This is a genomic window from Mesorhizobium sp. CAU 1741 (genome assembly GCF_039839275.1).
GTDB lineage: Bacteria > Pseudomonadota > Alphaproteobacteria > Rhizobiales > Rhizobiaceae > Aerobium.
Map to the genome: position 1 here is coordinate 533,732 of NZ_JBDOQP010000003.1, position 14,926 is coordinate 548,657.

The following is a 14,926-nucleotide window of genomic DNA, read 5'->3' on the forward strand; positions in this document are numbered from 1 at the left end:
AATCGGCTTCGAGTTGAAGCGTCAGGCCGCCGGTTCGGTCACCGCGCGGTACCGCAACGTGCCGTGGTAGACGTCGTTGTCGGCGTCGTATCGAAGCTCTTCGAATTCCTGGCGCAGGTTGATGAGGTTGTGTTCCGCCACCGACAGTTCCGCGTCGTGCAATAGCCCGCCTATGATCGCCATGATCTCCAGCGCCTGAGATTTTCCCCGTGCATTCGACCAGACATGAACGGTGAAGATGTGTTCGCTGCCATCCTCCGTGCTCGTCGCCCAGTCCGAGACGGTGGATCGTCCGAAGGTCACGTACGGAAAGGCGAGATGCGCCGGCGCGTGGTCGTGGATGCGATCCGCGCCGATCAAGGCGATCAATCCGGCATCGGCGCTCAGGGTGGCGTAGACGGCCTTCTGCAGTTCAACGGCTGCTGACGTCATCGCGCGCTCCTGTGCTGCCCCGTTCCCGTCGCTCGCTGTCGACGACGCTTCCGCCACGATATCCGGCTTCGACTTCGTCGGCGATCTGGTGCGCCCTGGTTCGCAGTGCGCGCAGAAGGCCATCCCGCGTGATCTTCATTGAAACCTTCATCGGCCGATCTCCCGCGCTTGGCAAACGATATAGCGGCCCGACTCATCGGGGTCGTGAACGTTGACCACCGCGAGACTCCTGGTCAGCCGGCGAAGCCGCATGCCGCTTGCGACATCGGCGCGCCATCGCATGGTCACTCGATGCGTCACGCCTTCCAGCCTCTGGTCGGCACCGAACCGGTTGGTCGCGGAAATCGGCTCGATGCGCGCGAACAGCGTCGCGATTTCCGACCATGTCTCGAAGTGGCCGCCGGCACCGTCCGGAGCAAGTTCCACGGCCTCCAGCGCTACCTCGTGGCGAAACGCGCCGGGATCTATGAATTCGGCGCGCATCTACAATCTCCGCGTGCGCCATGGCGCGATCAGGCGGTCATACACCGGTGGATAGGAGACTGGTTGCTGTTGCGCGGAATAGGTCGCGCGAAATTCGTACCAGTGGGCGACCAGCACCAGCACTGCACGCTTGAGCAGTTCCGGGACCGCAGCAGCGGTTTCTCCGTAGCCGGCCTCGAAGTCGATCTCGATCCCGTTGATGTCTGCGCCCGGCTCGATAGCGTTCCGGAAATGGAGCCTGGCGGGTCGTCCATGCACATCAAGCCGATAGGCTGCGTCGTCGACGATAGACGCCTCGCCATTGCTGCCATAAAGCGTCACCGCCGTGACTTCGCGAACCGGATACCGGCGCAGCAGAACTCTGCCCGAGGCCGGCAATGCATCCAGGGTCACACGCCAATGCTGGCTGAGCAGCGCCAGCCCGCACGACACCTCGACCTCCTCACGCGCCGCGACGATCAACGCGCTGAGCAAGTCGTCTTCACTGTCGTGATCTATTCGCAGATTCTGCTTGGCTTCGCTGAGCGAAACCGGTTCGGATTCCGGGTCCACGGTTCGGAAGAGGGTCATTGGCGCCTCGCTGGTCATTTCAAAGAGGCGGTCCCGGGAGGGAGACCGGGACCGCCACGGCACGGCTATGGGCGGGAGGGACGCCCGCCTCGGCTCAGGCCGTGCCGAATTTGAGCAGCTTGATGGCGTTGAAGTCCTGGACCCCACCGCCGACGCGTTTGGTGGTGTAGAACAGCACGTAGGGCTTGGCGGAATACGGATCGCGCAGGACCCTGACCCCTGCGCGGTCGACCACCAGGTAGCCGCGCCGGAAATCGCCGAAGGCAATGGCGGTGGCGTCGGTGCCGACGTCCGGCATGTCCTCCGCTTCCACCAAAGGGAAACCCATCAGCGTCGCGCGCGCGCCCGGTGTGGCGGGCGGCTGCCACAGATAGTTGCCGTCGGCATCCTTCATCTTGCGGATCGAGGCCTGCGTCTTGCGGTTCATCACCCAGTTGGCATTCTGGCGATATCCTGCCTTCAGCGCGTAGACGGTGTCGATGAGCGTGTCTGAGGGATGGCTGGCTGGAAACGCGCCGTCCTCGCCGGTCGCCACGTAGCCCAGGGTCCCCCATTCCCAGTCGGCTTCAGGCTCGATGTCGTAGTCGAGGAAACCGCGCGGCTTGTCGCTGCCGTCGCCGACGACGAAGGCGGTGCCCTCCTGCTCGGCGAATGCCGCTTCCACTTCCGAGGCAATCCACTGGTCGAGATCGACCACCGAGTCCTCCAAAAGAGCCGCCGTGGCGGCGGGCATTGCATAGAGCTCTGCGGTCGGGAACTGCAGGGCGTCGATCGTAGGCGACGCCGTCTTGATGCGCGCAGCCGTCTCGCCAACCCAGCCGACCACCGGACCATCCGTCATGAAGGGCTTCTTCAGGGTCGCGGTCGAGACCTGACGCACAGTCGCGATCGAGCGGATCGGAGAGATCGCCGCGAGGCGGCGTCCGATTTCAGCCTCGATTTCCTCCGGAACCAGGTAGCCGCCGTCGGGACCTGAGCCGTAGGACATGTCCTTGGCCTCCAGCGTGCGAAGTACGCGCTCGTCGCCGGAGCGCATATAGGCCTCGAATGCCTGCTTGCGCTCCAACGCTGCTGCGGACAATTCGCGATCACGGCCGAGTGGCGGCCGCGCGCGGCGCAGTGCGAGATCGTCGATGACCCTCTTCTGCCGATCCAGGGCGTCGGAGATGCGATCCACCTTCTCGGTGGTGATCACGTCGGCACCCTTGCGTGTCTCGATGTCGGCAAGCCTGCGGTCATTGTCCTCGCGAAACTGTGAGAAGGTCGACATGAACTCGTCGAACGCGTCTGACAAAGCGGCGTAGCCGCCCGTGTCGGATTTCGTTTCGGGTGCGGGTGTTGCAGTCGTCATGGATGATTATCCTCTACGTTCGATCATGCGAGCAGCCCGTCGGATACGATCCGCCAGGCCATGTGGCGTGTCCGGCGCGGCGTCCCGCTCGCGCAACAGGGTGGAGAAGCCGCGCGCGATCACCGTGCGCGCCTCCCCCCGCGTCAGCTTCGCGTCCCGCGTCAGCCAGCGTTCGAATTCTCTTGTCGTCGGCAGTTCCCTCGGGCCGCTCTTGACGCTGTGAACACGCGCGCCGGGCATCATCGGGAAAGTCACGACGGAGATTTCCCAAAGATCTGCCTCGATGATGCGCCGAAGGCCGGATCCCGCCTCCTTCCTCGCCTTCACGGTGCGGAAGCCGATGGAGAGACCGTCGAGCGCGCCGCCGCGCATCAGTTCCAGCACTTCACGCGCCCGCGCCACTCCGGGTGTCAGCCGACCTCGTACCAGCAGCCCTTTTCCGTCCTCGCGGAGGTCGAGCCAGGTTCCGATCGGCTCTGCCGGGTCGTGCTGGAACAACATGCGCACGCCTGCGGCGCCGCGCGTTCTTATGGCGCGCGCGAAAGCGCCTGGCTCCACGATGTCTCTGGCAAGATCGGCCTTCCCGAACAGGCTGGCATAGCCCGAGAACGTTCCATCGGTGGCGACGGCTTCGATCGTCGCGTCGACGAATTTTCGCTCGATGATGTCGGTTGCGAAATCACTCTTCATCACGGCTGCTCCGCCTTTGACCGTTCAACCTGAAAGCCCGCATCAGCAGGCCCAATGCCCACCACGCGCAAAGGCTCGCGGCTGCCGATCCCATCAGCATCAGTTCCGAGGCGCCCAGGCTCTTCTCGATGCCCAGTTCCACCGCGATCTTGGTACCGGCCGTACCGCCGAAAACCAGTCCGCTCGCAACGCCGATGCCGAAGCGGATACCGGCTTCGCGCCGTTCCGCCGGCAACACGTAGGCCAGCGAGATCGCCGACCCTGCCACCGCGCCGGTCGCCTTTGCCGTCCACAACCAGAGCGGATCGCTCATCAGCGTCGCCTCCCGCCGCTTCCATGTCTCAGTTGCGCGGGCCATAGCCGACCGCCTCCCGCTTTTCGTCATCCGTCAGGAAGTCGGCTGCGCCAATTCGTGCCCAAAGCGCCTCGCGCTCGATTGCCAGACCGTCGACGCGGTCCGCATCGCAAACCAATGCCAGGCTCGATCCGAACTGCGGCGCCAGCCAGCCGGAAAGCTCGCCAGCCGTTCGCATTGCCAATGGAAGGACCGTGGCGCGATAGAAGGCCCGATTGGCCTCCTGATAGTTCGAATAGGTGTTGTCTCCGGGAATGCCGAGGATCATTGGCGGAACGCCGAATGCCAGCGCGATATCGCGACTGGCGGCGTTCTTGGCTTCGATGAAATCCATGTCCTTGGGCGTCAGGCCCATCGCCTTCCAGTCGAGACCGCCCTCCAGCAGCATCGGCCTTCCAGCCCGCGAGGCGCCCGTATACCCTTCCTCCAGTTCGCCCTTCAGCCGCTCGTACTGCTCTTCGGAAAGGTTGCCGCCCTCTTTCGGCGCGTAGACCAGCGCACCGGAGGGTCGCGCTGAATTGTCGAGCAGCGCCTTGTTCCAGCGCCCGGCGGCGTTGTGGGTGTCGAGCGCCATCAGTGCGGCCTGCAAGGGCGGAAAGCCGTAATGGTCGTCGAGCGGATGAAAGAGCCGCAAATGCAGGGCGGCTCCGCCAGACCCCAGCGGCAGCCGGCGCTTCGCAGATCCCTCGCGATGCTCGATCGCCACCGGCCATCCGGATGCATCGGCCGCGATGGTCACCCGATCCGGCCGCAGCACGTGCAACTCGCGTGCATCCGCCGCCTCTACCAGTTCGACATAGGCGTTGCCGGACATCAGAAGATGCCCATAGAGCGCCTCCAGGAAGCCTGCTCCGGAATTGCGGCGGTTGGGACACGCCAACAGATCGAGCAGCGGATGCTCGGTCAGTTCCGTGCGGTCGTCATAAAGCAGCCAGGGCACTGCCGCTGCAGCCTCGGCAATCATCCTTACCGCGCGATGCACGACCGGGTTGCGCATGAAGCCTTCGCGCGACAGAGCCCCGTAGTCGCCACGCGTCCACAGGGCTTCCCCGTGCGAATGCAGCGCCACGAAGCCGTAGCCGACGCCCGATTTATGTTCCACGCGCGCGGCGGCATCGCCCCGGGCGCGCGCCCATGGCCAGTTCCATCCCATCATCGGTTCCAATCAGCTTAGATTGCGGATGCGCGGCCGATTATTGCGGCCAAGCAGAAGTTCGGTGATCGCCCAGACCAGCGCGTCGACCCGATCGGGCGAGCGCCCGCCGGAAAGTCCATCGGCGCCGAAGTCGCACATCTCGTCCTCGAGCGCCGGAAAGCGCTTGGCATGCGCCACGCGTCCATTGGCATAGAGGGCGGCGACCGGCTCGGCGCGCAGCCATTTACCCCGCGTCGCCCGGACCTCGCGTACCGGGACAGTGGGGTCGACGGTTCGCAGGACGGCAGCGACCATGTCCCCGCCCTGGTTTACCTCGGCGACGATGCAATCGGCTTGATGGCGTTCGTAGAGCGCAACCGCTTTCGCCGCCCATTCCCGGGGCTTGGCAGCCGAAACCGTTTCGTCAGCAAGAACCACCGCGCGCTCCATGCCGTCCAGGCCCGCCACCACGATCCCGCATGCGTCCGAACTGCGTCGGGAAGTCGCCGGCGGATCGACTGCCACGACGATGCGCGACAGCGCGCCGTACTCGGCGGTGACGTTTTCGAGCATCGCGCGCGTCCACAGGGCGTCCGGACGATCGTCGATCAGCTCGCCGTCGAGTTCCTGCCTTCCCAGCCTCGAACCGCCATAGCGCTCGTTCATCGCCTGGATGAACCCGCTTGCCAGATTGTCGGCGTTCTCGTCCGTGCGCATGCGTGTAATCGTCAGGTTAGGGTCAGCGAGCAGCCGCCTCATCAGCGGGTTTGCGCGCGGCGTCGTCGTGATGATCTGTTTCGGCCGCGGTCCCAGGCGAAGCCCGAACTGCAGCATGTCGTAGCAGTGTTCGGCATTCTTCCATTTGGCGGCCTCGTCGCACCACGCGGCTGCGAATTGCGGCCCGCGTAAGCTATCCGGATCCTCCGAGGAGAATGCCTGCGCCACGGCGCCGCTGCTCCACACCAGGCGCCGTCGGGTGGCCTCGTAGCGAGGGCGGTCCTGCGCCGTGATCGACAGGATGCCCGACGGCCCCTCGATCATCACTTCGCGCACATCGCCCAGCGTCTCGCCCACCAGCGCCAGTTGCTTGTAGCGGTCGTCGCAAAACGGACCGGCACCGCGTACCAGCGCGTTGACCCACTCCGCGCCAAGCCGCGTTTTTCCGGAGCCGCGTCCACCGACGACCAGCCAGGTATCGCTGATCTCGAGCAACGGATATTGCGCAAGCCGCGCGTCGCGTATCCAAGTTTCAGATACGAGCCGGGCGTTCCGGTATCCCAGTCCGTTCCGCAGCCATTCGTGCTGCGAGCTCACTTGCAAGGTCGACAATTCGTCCATTGAGGCGTGTAAGCACGGTGGCCATGTCTTCATCTGCTATCGTCTGGTTCCTCACCGGTCCTTCATCGCCCCCGTCGAAATCCGCAATCTTTTCAATGGCGCGGATCATCGCCAGCACGCCGTCGATCTCGGTACGGTCGATCGTTCCGCCCTCTTCCGTTGCCTTGCTGCTGATCGACTCCACCTTGTCGAGCAGCTTTGCGACGATGGGCCGGATCCGCTGACGGAAGTCGTCGCCCGCATGTCGGGAGCAGGACTTCCACCCCTCGCGTTCCGCCAGCCGTTCGATGGCTTCCACCGAGCGGCCCGTCGCGTCGGCAAGGATGTCAAAGGTCGGCGGTGCACCTTCGGCGAGGGCGCGCAAGGCCTCCCGCCGCACGATTGTCCGGTCGCTGTTCATCGCATTCTCTTTTTGTTGAAACCGCGGAGCGCGCCGCCTCAAGCGCAATTCTCCGACTGTATGGAAACAATACCAGAGCACCGTACGGTGTGGAGAAAATATCTCATGCGCGGCAAAGAATGTCCGGCGCTTGAGGTTTCCACCTGTCTGTCCTTGTGGGCTTGGCCAAAATCGGCAAGAACAACGTCTTGTTTTGCCTCCTCCGCCCTTCGTGAGTTTGCGCCGCCGCGCAATCACGATAGGCTTGAGGGGAAGGCGTGGGTAGTGGTGGGATGGACAAGCCGCAAGAGCAGAGGAAACCCAAGGCTCCGCGGGCCACGCGATGGCTGGCCGTGGACGCGTGGATCGATTCCACTCTCTATGAGTCAGGCTTCAAGGCGCGCGAAACCTGGGAAAGCATCACCATCTTCTTTCGCCGTTTCCGCGTTTCGGGATGGCGGCGCGGGCTGGTGGAACTGGGAAGCGAGGGTTTCACCCTTGGGACGGTCGGCGCGATCATCATGGTCGCGCTCGCCATGCCCGCCTTCGAGGAAACCTCCAAGGATTGGCGAAGCCAGGGCGACTACGCCGTCACCTTCCTCGACCGCTACGGCAACGAGATCGGCCAGCGCGGTATCATCCAGCGTGACTCCGTCCCCGTCGACGAGTTGCCCGACCACGTGATCAAGGCGGTCCTGGCGACCGAGGACCGGCGCTTCTTCGAGCATTTCGGCATCGACTTCATCGGCCTGGCCCGCGCCATGAGCGAGAACGTCCGCGCCAACTCCGTCGTCCAAGGCGGCTCGACCATCACCCAGCAGCTCGCCAAGAACCTGTTCCTGACCAACGAGCGCTCGATGGAGCGCAAGATCAAGGAAGCCTATCTGGCGCTATGGCTTGAGTGGAACCTGTCCAAGAAGGAGATCCTGCAACTTTATCTGGACCGGGCCTATATGGGCGGCGGAACGTTCGGGATCGCGGCCGCGGCCGATTTCTATTTCGACAAGGGCGTCAAGGAGGTCAATCTGGCCGAGGCGGCCATGCTGGCCGGCCTGTTCAAGGCGCCGGGCAACTATGCGCCGCACATCAACCTGCCGGCCGCGCGCGGCCGCGCCAATGTCGTACTCACCAACATGGTCGAGTCCGGTTTCATGACCGAAGGCCAGGTCTTGTCGGCGCGCCTCCACCCTGCCACGTCAGTGGATCGCGGCAGCCGCGACAGCCCGGACTATTTCCTCGACTGGGCCTTCGAGGAGGTCAAGAAGATCGCCCCCCGAGACGGTCCCCACGCACTCGTCGCGCGTACAACGATCGACCTGAACCTGCAGGAAGCGGCGGAGGAAGCGCTCGAGTTCAACCTGCGCCAGCATGGCCAGGCATATCGGGTCAGCGAAGGGGCCCTCGTTTTGCTCGAGAACAATGGCGCGGTCCGCGCCATCGTCGGCGGCAGCGATTACGGCAAGAGCCAGTTCAACCGCGCGACGAAGGCGCAGCGCCAGACCGGATCATCGTTCAAGACCTATGTCTATACCGCCGCCATGGAGGCCGGTTTCACACCGGAATCCGTCATATCCGATGCCCCCATCAACTGGGGCGGCTGGTCACCGCGCAATTACGGACGCGGCTATGCCGGCCGGGTGACGCTGTCCAGCGCGCTCATCCGGTCGCTCAACACCGTTCCGGTTCGTTTGGCAAAGGATCACCTCGGCATCCCCGCGATCGTCGAGGAAACCAAGGCAATGGGCGTCGAGTCGGAGCTTAACGGCCACAAGACGATGGTGCTTGGCACTTCGGGCATGACCGTAATGGATCAGGCGACCGGATATCTTACGCTGTCGAGCGGCGGTTTCGTTGGCATGCGCCACGGTATCACCCAGTTGCTGACCCACTCCGGCAACGTCGTCTATGATTTCACGCGCGACGCGCCGGAACCCCGCCGGACCGTTTCCGAGCAGGCCATGCGGTCGATGAACTCCATATTGGTCCAAGTGCCGGAAACCGGAACCGCGCGACGTGCCGCTCTCGAAGGCATCCGCGCCGCCGGCAAGACGGGCACGACGCAGGCCTATCGCGATGCGTGGTTTGTCGGCTTCACCGGCAACTACACGGCGGCCGTCTGGCTCGGCAATGACGACTACACCTCCACCCGCAACATGACCGGCGGCTCCGTGCCGGCCATGGTCTGGCAGCGGCTGATGACGAATGCCCACAGCAACGTCGAGCTGAAGCCCATCCCCGGCATCGAAAACCCCTTCCCGGACGCCCCTTCGGAAGATGCCGTCGCCAGCGCCGAGCAGTCCGAGGACGGCGCGGACGGCGCTGAAGAGCTCCCCACGGTCTTGTCGGCGCGCACCACGCGCCTGCTGCTCGACCTGTCCCGCGCATTCCAGGATGCCCCAGCCATTCAGGCACCCGGTACGCCGGAAACGCTGTCCTCGCTCTAGGGTTCAAGACGGCCTGATGCTTAAAACCGCCGTCCTGACAGCCATAACGCTTGCCATCGCCATTGGCGGTGGCGCAGGCAGCGTATGGCTCGCACTCGATCGCGACTTCGAGTTCGATACCGTGACCGTTGGAAGCTGGACCGCCTTTCCTGCACGCGGCACTCCCGAGGCCGACCCATATTCAAAGGCTCGCTTTTCACGCGAGGCCGACCTGGCCCTGGGTGGCGGCGAAGGGCTCGTCTTCGTCGCCCGCCGCGACCATGAGGGGCTGCCGCTGCGCATCGAATGCGATTACCGCGTCGAGGGCGGCGTCCCGCCCGCCCGTTTCTGGACCCTGTATGCACGAGATGCGCAAGGCGGCATCGTGGTCGGCGACGACACGCGCACGCCTGCGCTCCACTCCCTGGCGTTGCTTCGTCAGGACGACAACACGGTGATCACGACGGTGTCGCGCCGTCCTGCGCCGGGCAACTGGCTGGCGACCGCGGGTACCGGACGGTTCAATCTCGTGCTGACCCTCTACGATACCGGAACGGCTCTGGCAGCCCGCATCGCCGAGATCGAGCTGCCGCAGGTCACCCGCGTTGGCTGCGATGGCTAAACTTCTGCATGCCATCCTGCTTGGTCTTCTCGGCGCCGGCCTCGTGCACATCGTGGTGCTGTTGCTCGTGCCGACCTATTCGCAACGCGATGCCTGGTCGGTCCTGTCGGAACAAAGCAACTACTACAGGATGACACGGCTGGATCCGAGTGGCGCAGAACCGCTCGTCGCGTCGATCGATCCACTTTTCAACGCCGTCGCCTGCCGCTTCGACCTGCGCGACGGCATCGTTCGGGTCAACGGTTCCGGCGAAGTGCCGTACTGGTCGGTCTCCGTCTACAATCGCGCAGGACAGAACGTCTTCAGCTTCAACGACAACTCTACATCCGACCGTATGCTGGATTTCGTTGTGGCAACCTCGGTTCAGATGATTGAGTTGCGCAACGCGCTGCCGGCAGAATTTGATCGCTCGGTCTTCATCGAGGCAGATATCGGCGAGGGAATCGTCGTCATTCGTGCATTTGCACCCGACGAAAGCTGGGATGAGACGGTTGCGCGCTACCTTGACGGGCTCGCGTGCACGCTGCACTGAATGCTGTGGCAACCAGGCGTTGCGGCTAGCGCGCCTTGGTCTTGCGCCCGCGTGACGGTCCATCCTTGCGCTTGGGCTTTTCGAGCTCCTCGTCAGCGCGACCGGTCTCATAGCGAACGCCGGGAAAAATGATGATTTTTGCGCTGTCTGCACGGGGACGCGACGACCCTCGCGCCTTCGGGCGAATGACAAAAGGAAGTATCGTGGTAGCCATGACTTCGCTCACTTTTGGACGTGATGGAGCAAGACGCTACGCCTCCGTGATCACTACGCGCAGGTTAGAGTTAACACGACGCTAACAAATTCGTTCTAGATTGATCATCTCCCCTGCCCGTGTCGTCCCGGCACTGCAGGAGTTCAAATTTTCAGTCGCGTGTCAGGCGTTTCATCGTGTCTTCTTCGAGCCTCCTCAAGCTCAGTTCCCATCGTGCAGCAGGCAAGCCGGAGAGGCTTCTCCGCGCTGCTGTCACCACATTCTGCTCCATTCCGCGCCCCAGCCGCCGAGAGACGTCGCAACTCGACGATCTTGCCGTGCCGTTGCTCGAGCGTGTGAGCGACGACACGCTGCGCTTCACCGCCGCCGCGCTGTCGGATTCACCCTTCGCACCACCCATACTCATTCGGCGGCTCTGCGACCAATCCATCGACATCTGCGCGCCGATCCTGATGCGCTCGCCGGTCCTCACTAACATCGACCTTCTCGCCCTGATCGGCCGCCATGGTCTGCCGCACGCGCGCGCGATAGCCGCCCGTGCGCAGCTCGATCCGCGCATCGTCAGGCTGATCGCCTCGATCGGCGCCTTCGAAAACGAACCCGCACCGGTCAAGGTCGAGCAGGTGCGCGACAGGTTGCGCGCCATGATGCTTCCCGGCGAGGAACTCCGCCAGCCGCAGGCGGAACCCCGCGTCACACTGCATTGGCAGGGAACACCCGACGCCTACCTCAAGCTCCGCTCGACTGCGCTCGCCGGTGTGCCCGCGCTCTTTCACACAGCGCTTGCCGACAGTCTCGACGTCCCCATGGATCGCGCTCGCGCCATTGCAGACGGCAGCGACGTCTCCGTCCTCATCGTTGCGCTGCGGGCGCTGGATCTGACCGAGGAACAGGCTTTCCTGGTTTTCCAGTGCGTATGGCCTTCGCGCACCGGCGACGCACGCTCGGTTCGCGGGTTTATCGATGCATGGCAGGCCGTTTCGAAGGAACAGGCCGAAACGATCGTGGCGAACTGGCGCGAACCGTTGCGTGTGCCGCATTCTGCGAACCAAGCGGGTCGCCCCGACAATCTCAGGGCGTCATGACCGTCACGAGCTTCTCGAACGTCGCTTCGCCGACTTCGAGCTCCACGACCCAGAGATCGGGATCGAATTTCTGCTCGCGTTCGATTTTCTTCGAAATTTCTTCCTCGTCGGCGGAATGCAGCACTTCGACGAACACCCGGTCGACTGGTCGGGATTCTTCGTAATTGCTTTGAGGTGCCGGCATGAACAGTCGGCTTTCCCCGGTACGCCCTCTCGCCAGCAGGATGACGGCGCCTGCCTCGCTCGCTCCGCGTCGCATGATCGCGGCGAAGCCGCCTTCCGAAAAGGCGCGCCGAACGATTGAAGACACCCAGAAATCGGTGGTGACCCGCATCCAGGTCAGTCCGTCAGGCCGATGTCACGCATTTTCGTCAGCAGCGCCTGGTTGGGTTCGCCGGTCTCCGGCAGTCCGAACAGCGACTGGAACTCAAGGATGGCGGAAGTCGTCCGTGGTCCCACCACCCCATCCACCTCAATGGCGTCATTGCCGAATGCCTTGAGCCCTGCCTGAATACGCAGAACCATCGGATCGCTTTCCGGCGCTCCCGCGGAGGACGTCTCGATGAGGTCGGTACCCGGGGAGCCCTCGGGCAGTGGCGCCGCACTGCTCTGCGAGCGTGGTGTCGCGCCAAGCTGCGCCAGGAGCTGATCGTCAATCTCCGCCGATACGCTCAGTCCCACCGTCTTGCGATAGTCTTCGATCGCCGCTCGCGTCTGTGGGCCCGTGAGGCCGTCCACCGCGCCTTCGTAGAGGTTCAGTTCGGCAAGTATGCGCTGCACGTCGGCGACGATAGGATCACCATCCGCTGCAGCGGGCGCAGGCGGCGCGGGAATCGAGGCCGGTGCGACCTCCGGAAGCTTGACCGGTGCCGCCGCCGGCGTTGGCGTCGTATCCACGGCGGCGATGTTGTTGTCGGTGTTGTCCCTTTCAAGCCGTATCACGGTCTCGACATCGTCGGCGCCGGTTGCAGCCGGCGGGCTTGGCTGTGCAGCCTCTGCCGAAACGAGGGGACGCGTCGCGAAGAACGCGCTGCCATGGGCGTGCGGCTGATACCAGATCGCGTTTGCCGCCACGTAGGAGAACGCGACCGCGAACGCCGTCACGCCACCGACGGCGAAACGGTGTTCGGCCAGGAAACTGCCCAGGCCACCCTCTTCGTCGAGGTCCTCGATCGGGCGGGCGGCCCTAGGCGATCTTGCGGAGCGCGATGCCATGTCTTTCCCCTGTCTCGATCTGCACGTCCGGCTCTGCTCCCGAGTCGGCCGTGTCGTCATTCAGCGCGATATGAACCGTCGGCAGGCCAACGGCAACCGTCGTCCCCATACCCGGCGCGCTCTCGATGCTCATCGAGCCGCCGTGCAGTGCGACGAGTCCCTTGACCAGCGAAAGTCCCAGGCCGGTTCCCTGATACTGGCGCGTATAGTCGTTTTGGATCTGCATGAAGGGCCTGCCCAACTTGTTCAGATCGTCGGCCGCGATGCCGATCCCCGTGTCGTTGACGAAGACCCTGACCATTCCGTCCACGCGCGAGGCCGTCACGCTGACGCTGCCGCCATCCGGGGTAAACTTGATTGCGTTCGAAAGCAGGTTCAGCAGAATCTGCTGGACGGCGCGCTGGTCGCCGGAAACCTCGCCGATGTCGCTCGGCACATTCACCGTCAGGGTGATGTGTTTCTCGGCTGCTTGAGGCTGCAGCATCGCACGGCACAGTTCCACCGCAGGCGCCAGCTCGAACGGCTCGACGCTTATCTGGTAGGAGCCCGATTCGATCTTGGATACGTCGAGGATCGCATTCACCACCGACAGGAGATGGTTTCCCGCATCACGGATGACGGTCACGTGATCGGCCTGCTTTGCGGCCAGCTTCCCGGAAATTTCAGGATGAAGAAGCATGTCGGAAAAGCCGATGATCGCGTTCAGCGGCGTCCTCAGCTCGTGGCTGACGGCGGCCAGGAAGCGGCTCTTGGCGATTTCCATGGCTCCGGCTGCGTCCTGCGCCTGTGTCAGTTCCTCGCGAAGGGCAGCGAGTTCGCTCCCGTCGCGGATCAGCGCAACCACGGTCTCGCCTCCTGCCCTGCCGCGCAGAAGTTCGACTTCGAACGTCTTGTAGCCACCTGCCGATCCGCAGGACTGAACCGGCATGCGCATGCGTACGGGCAAGCGGCGCGCACGGCCTCCATCGCGCGCATCGGCTACGGCGCAAAGGAATGCCACACGGTCGGCCACGTGAATTCGCTCGAAAAGGCCGCTGCCAAGCAGCAGATCCGGCTCGACGCCGAGCAGATCGCGCGCCGGAGCAGAGATCGAATCGACCTCGCCATTCGCCTGGACCTGCGCGAGCGCGGCATCGAATGCATTGCCATCAAGAAGATTGTCTTCTTCGCCGGTGGAGCGATGCTTGCTCATCGTCGGCAGATGATTGCGCAGCATCAGTGTCGCTGCATAAAGCGCCGGCGACAGCCACAGCCAATGTGCGGCAATCGGTAAGGGGCCGGACCCGAAGACCGGTACCATGGCAGCCAACAGCGCGGCCGCGCCTCCCGCGACTGCGGCCCTTTTCGAGCGGCTGACCCACCATACCTCGATCGGCACGGCGATCAGCAGCGCGGCGATCGGCGTGCCGATGCCGCCGGCCAGTGAGACGAGCCAAGCGGAAAGAACCGCCGTGCCGGCGACGGCGGTCGCCTCGACGTATTTTGAGCGAGCGCGCGTGGCCACCTGAAGCGCCATCAGCCAACTTAAGGCAAACACGCCGCAGAGAAGCGCGAGGGCTCCGGTGATGCCGTAGGACGGCAGCACGGCCTGGACGATGGCGGGGGTCGCAACGAAGGGAGCAGCCAGGCACACGCCAATGAGCCGGCGCTGGCGCGCACGCTCTTGACCTTTGGCCGTGGGATGCAGCAGGCGGTCGCAGCCTGCTGCCATACCGGCCAACCAGTCTGCCGCTCTGGTCGCAATTGAACTCAACTCAACGCACTCACAAAACGTCCGCCGGGCGGATCGAACTCTTTGAATCGAACCTCGCATTACCGGTTTAAGGAATGAATAAACGCGGCGCTTTCCAACCCCTCCGGAAGAGCTAATCCACGTGAAATACGCCTCCGTGGCACCGGCAATTCGCAGGATGGTAAACAGACCGTAAGGGCGATTCGACGCTTGAATCGCGCGATCCTATGGGTCGACCAACCCAACGAATCTACGATATTCCCTTTGTCTTTCAGATATTTAGCAAAAATACCGCGACGCGCTCGATTTAATCAAGTTCGTGTAAAATTTGAATCGAAAGCCGGTAGATCGAATTTGAAGCGAATCCCAT

17 protein-coding genes are annotated in these 14,926 nt (G+C 63.7%); 4 read left to right on the plus strand and 13 right to left on the minus strand.

Annotated elements, in window-relative coordinates:
* Nucleotides 1-21: 21 nt before the first annotated feature.
* The 10 genes from AAFN84_RS16265 to AAFN84_RS16310 form a co-directional block, all read right to left on the minus strand.
* Nucleotides 22-432, minus strand: a complete 411-nt coding sequence (locus AAFN84_RS16265) for a DUF3168 domain-containing protein (protein WP_347515651.1) — start codon at nt 430-432, stop codon at nt 22-24.
* Nucleotides 413-583, minus strand: a complete 171-nt coding sequence (locus AAFN84_RS16270; protein ID WP_347515652.1) for a hypothetical protein — start codon at nt 581-583, stop codon at nt 413-415. Before AAFN84_RS16270 ends, AAFN84_RS16265 begins: the two co-directional genes overlap by 20 nt.
* Nucleotides 580-915 carry a phage head closure protein gene (locus AAFN84_RS16275; RefSeq protein ID WP_347515653.1) on the minus strand — a complete coding sequence of 112 codons (336 nt, stop codon included), beginning with the start codon at nt 913-915 and terminating at the stop codon, nt 580-582. Before AAFN84_RS16275 ends, AAFN84_RS16270 begins: the two co-directional genes overlap by 4 nt.
* On the minus strand, nt 916-1,485 hold the full coding sequence (locus tag AAFN84_RS16280) for a head-tail connector protein (RefSeq protein ID WP_347515654.1): 570 nt from the start codon (nt 1,483-1,485) through the stop codon (nt 916-918).
* Nucleotides 1,486-1,579: 94 nt separating this feature from the next.
* Nucleotides 1,580-2,836, minus strand: a complete 1,257-nt coding sequence (locus AAFN84_RS16285) for a phage major capsid protein (RefSeq protein WP_347515655.1) — start codon at nt 2,834-2,836, stop codon at nt 1,580-1,582.
* 6 nt (nt 2,837-2,842) lie between these two features.
* Nucleotides 2,843-3,526 carry an HK97 family phage prohead protease gene (locus AAFN84_RS16290; RefSeq protein WP_347515656.1) on the minus strand — a complete coding sequence of 228 codons (684 nt, stop codon included), beginning with the start codon at nt 3,524-3,526 and terminating at the stop codon, nt 2,843-2,845.
* The gene (locus AAFN84_RS16295; protein WP_347515657.1) at nt 3,516-3,884 is read right to left on the minus strand and encodes a DUF6107 family protein; all 369 of its coding nucleotides are present in this window, start codon (nt 3,882-3,884) and stop codon (nt 3,516-3,518) included. Before AAFN84_RS16295 ends, AAFN84_RS16290 begins: the two co-directional genes overlap by 11 nt.
* On the minus strand, nt 3,868-5,034 hold the full coding sequence (locus AAFN84_RS16300) for a phage portal protein (RefSeq protein WP_347515658.1): 1,167 nt from the start codon (nt 5,032-5,034) through the stop codon (nt 3,868-3,870). The genes AAFN84_RS16295 and AAFN84_RS16300 overlap by 17 nt, the downstream gene beginning before the upstream one ends.
* A 12-nt stretch (nt 5,035-5,046) precedes the next feature.
* Nucleotides 5,047-6,228, minus strand: a complete 1,182-nt coding sequence (locus tag AAFN84_RS16305) for a terminase family protein (RefSeq protein WP_347515659.1) — start codon at nt 6,226-6,228, stop codon at nt 5,047-5,049.
* Nucleotides 6,229-6,265: 37 nt separating this feature from the next.
* The gene (locus tag AAFN84_RS16310; RefSeq protein WP_347515660.1) at nt 6,266-6,754 is read right to left on the minus strand and encodes a hypothetical protein; all 489 of its coding nucleotides are present in this window, start codon (nt 6,752-6,754) and stop codon (nt 6,266-6,268) included.
* A 272-nt stretch (nt 6,755-7,026) separates the two neighbouring features.
* Between AAFN84_RS16310 and AAFN84_RS16315 the strand changes: the two genes are divergently transcribed.
* The 4 genes from AAFN84_RS16315 to AAFN84_RS16330 all read left to right on the plus strand — a co-directional run bounded on the left by AAFN84_RS16315 (nt 7,027) and on the right by AAFN84_RS16330 (nt 11,609).
* Entirely contained in the window at nt 7,027-9,177 is a 2,151-nt protein-coding gene (locus tag AAFN84_RS16315) for a PBP1A family penicillin-binding protein (protein WP_347515661.1), read from the plus strand.
* Nucleotides 9,178-9,193: 16 nt separating this feature from the next.
* Nucleotides 9,194-9,778: a DUF1214 domain-containing protein gene (locus AAFN84_RS16320; protein WP_347515662.1), complete on the plus strand. Its 585-nt coding sequence runs from the start codon at nt 9,194-9,196 to the stop codon at nt 9,776-9,778.
* Entirely contained in the window at nt 9,771-10,310 is a 540-nt protein-coding gene (locus AAFN84_RS16325) for a DUF1254 domain-containing protein (RefSeq protein ID WP_347515663.1), read from the plus strand. The genes AAFN84_RS16320 and AAFN84_RS16325 overlap by 8 nt, the downstream gene beginning before the upstream one ends.
* Nucleotides 10,311-10,700: 390 nt before the next feature.
* Nucleotides 10,701-11,609, plus strand: coding sequence for a hypothetical protein (locus tag AAFN84_RS16330; RefSeq protein ID WP_347515664.1), 909 nt, complete (start codon nt 10,701-10,703; stop codon nt 11,607-11,609).
* On the opposite strand, the gene AAFN84_RS16335 is transcribed toward AAFN84_RS16330, so the two are convergent.
* Genes AAFN84_RS16335 through AAFN84_RS16345 form a run of 3 tightly spaced genes read right to left on the minus strand, consistent with a single transcriptional unit; the run spans nt 11,596 to nt 14,535 of the window.
* Nucleotides 11,596-11,943 carry a DUF1491 family protein gene (locus AAFN84_RS16335; RefSeq protein WP_347515665.1) on the minus strand — a complete coding sequence of 116 codons (348 nt, stop codon included), beginning with the start codon at nt 11,941-11,943 and terminating at the stop codon, nt 11,596-11,598. The two genes, AAFN84_RS16330 and AAFN84_RS16335, sit on opposite strands and share 14 nt — an antisense overlap.
* A gap of 5 nt (nt 11,944-11,948) precedes the next feature.
* On the minus strand, nt 11,949-12,824 hold the full coding sequence (locus tag AAFN84_RS16340) for a peptidoglycan-binding domain-containing protein (protein ID WP_347515666.1): 876 nt from the start codon (nt 12,822-12,824) through the stop codon (nt 11,949-11,951).
* Nucleotides 12,796-14,535 carry a PAS domain-containing sensor histidine kinase gene (locus AAFN84_RS16345; protein ID WP_347515667.1) on the minus strand — a complete coding sequence of 580 codons (1,740 nt, stop codon included), beginning with the start codon at nt 14,533-14,535 and terminating at the stop codon, nt 12,796-12,798. The genes AAFN84_RS16340 and AAFN84_RS16345 overlap by 29 nt, the downstream gene beginning before the upstream one ends.
* Between the last annotated feature and the right edge of the window lie 391 nt (nt 14,536-14,926).

What these genes read in the sequence shown, in the direction of transcription:
- AAFN84_RS16345 (WP_347515667.1), bottom strand. Translation starts at nt 14,535, where the DNA reads ATGGCAGCAGGCTGCGACCGCCTGCTGCATCCCACGGCCAAAGGTCAA.
- AAFN84_RS16335 (WP_347515665.1), bottom strand. Translation starts at nt 11,943, where the DNA reads ATGCGGGTCACCACCGATTTCTGGGTGTCTTCAATCGTTCGGCGCGCC.
- AAFN84_RS16325 (WP_347515663.1), top strand. Translation starts at nt 9,771, where the DNA reads ATGGCTAAACTTCTGCATGCCATCCTGCTTGGTCTTCTCGGCGCCGGC.
- AAFN84_RS16290 (WP_347515656.1), bottom strand. Translation starts at nt 3,526, where the DNA reads ATGAAGAGTGATTTCGCAACCGACATCATCGAGCGAAAATTCGTCGAC.
- AAFN84_RS16285 (WP_347515655.1), bottom strand. Translation starts at nt 2,836, where the DNA reads ATGACGACTGCAACACCCGCACCCGAAACGAAATCCGACACGGGCGGC.
- AAFN84_RS16300 (WP_347515658.1), bottom strand. Translation starts at nt 5,034, where the DNA reads ATGGGATGGAACTGGCCATGGGCGCGCGCCCGGGGCGATGCCGCCGCG.
- AAFN84_RS16340 (WP_347515666.1), bottom strand. Translation starts at nt 12,824, where the DNA reads ATGGCATCGCGCTCCGCAAGATCGCCTAGGGCCGCCCGCCCGATCGAG.
- AAFN84_RS16270 (WP_347515652.1), bottom strand. Translation starts at nt 583, where the DNA reads ATGAAGGTTTCAATGAAGATCACGCGGGATGGCCTTCTGCGCGCACTG.
- AAFN84_RS16275 (WP_347515653.1), bottom strand. Translation starts at nt 915, where the DNA reads ATGCGCGCCGAATTCATAGATCCCGGCGCGTTTCGCCACGAGGTAGCG.
- AAFN84_RS16280 (WP_347515654.1), bottom strand. Translation starts at nt 1,485, where the DNA reads ATGACCCTCTTCCGAACCGTGGACCCGGAATCCGAACCGGTTTCGCTC.
- AAFN84_RS16315 (WP_347515661.1), top strand. Translation starts at nt 7,027, where the DNA reads ATGGACAAGCCGCAAGAGCAGAGGAAACCCAAGGCTCCGCGGGCCACG.
- AAFN84_RS16265 (WP_347515651.1), bottom strand. Translation starts at nt 432, where the DNA reads ATGACGTCAGCAGCCGTTGAACTGCAGAAGGCCGTCTACGCCACCCTG.
- AAFN84_RS16320 (WP_347515662.1), top strand. Translation starts at nt 9,194, where the DNA reads ATGCTTAAAACCGCCGTCCTGACAGCCATAACGCTTGCCATCGCCATT.
- AAFN84_RS16310 (WP_347515660.1), bottom strand. Translation starts at nt 6,754, where the DNA reads ATGAACAGCGACCGGACAATCGTGCGGCGGGAGGCCTTGCGCGCCCTC.
- AAFN84_RS16295 (WP_347515657.1), bottom strand. Translation starts at nt 3,884, where the DNA reads ATGGCCCGCGCAACTGAGACATGGAAGCGGCGGGAGGCGACGCTGATG.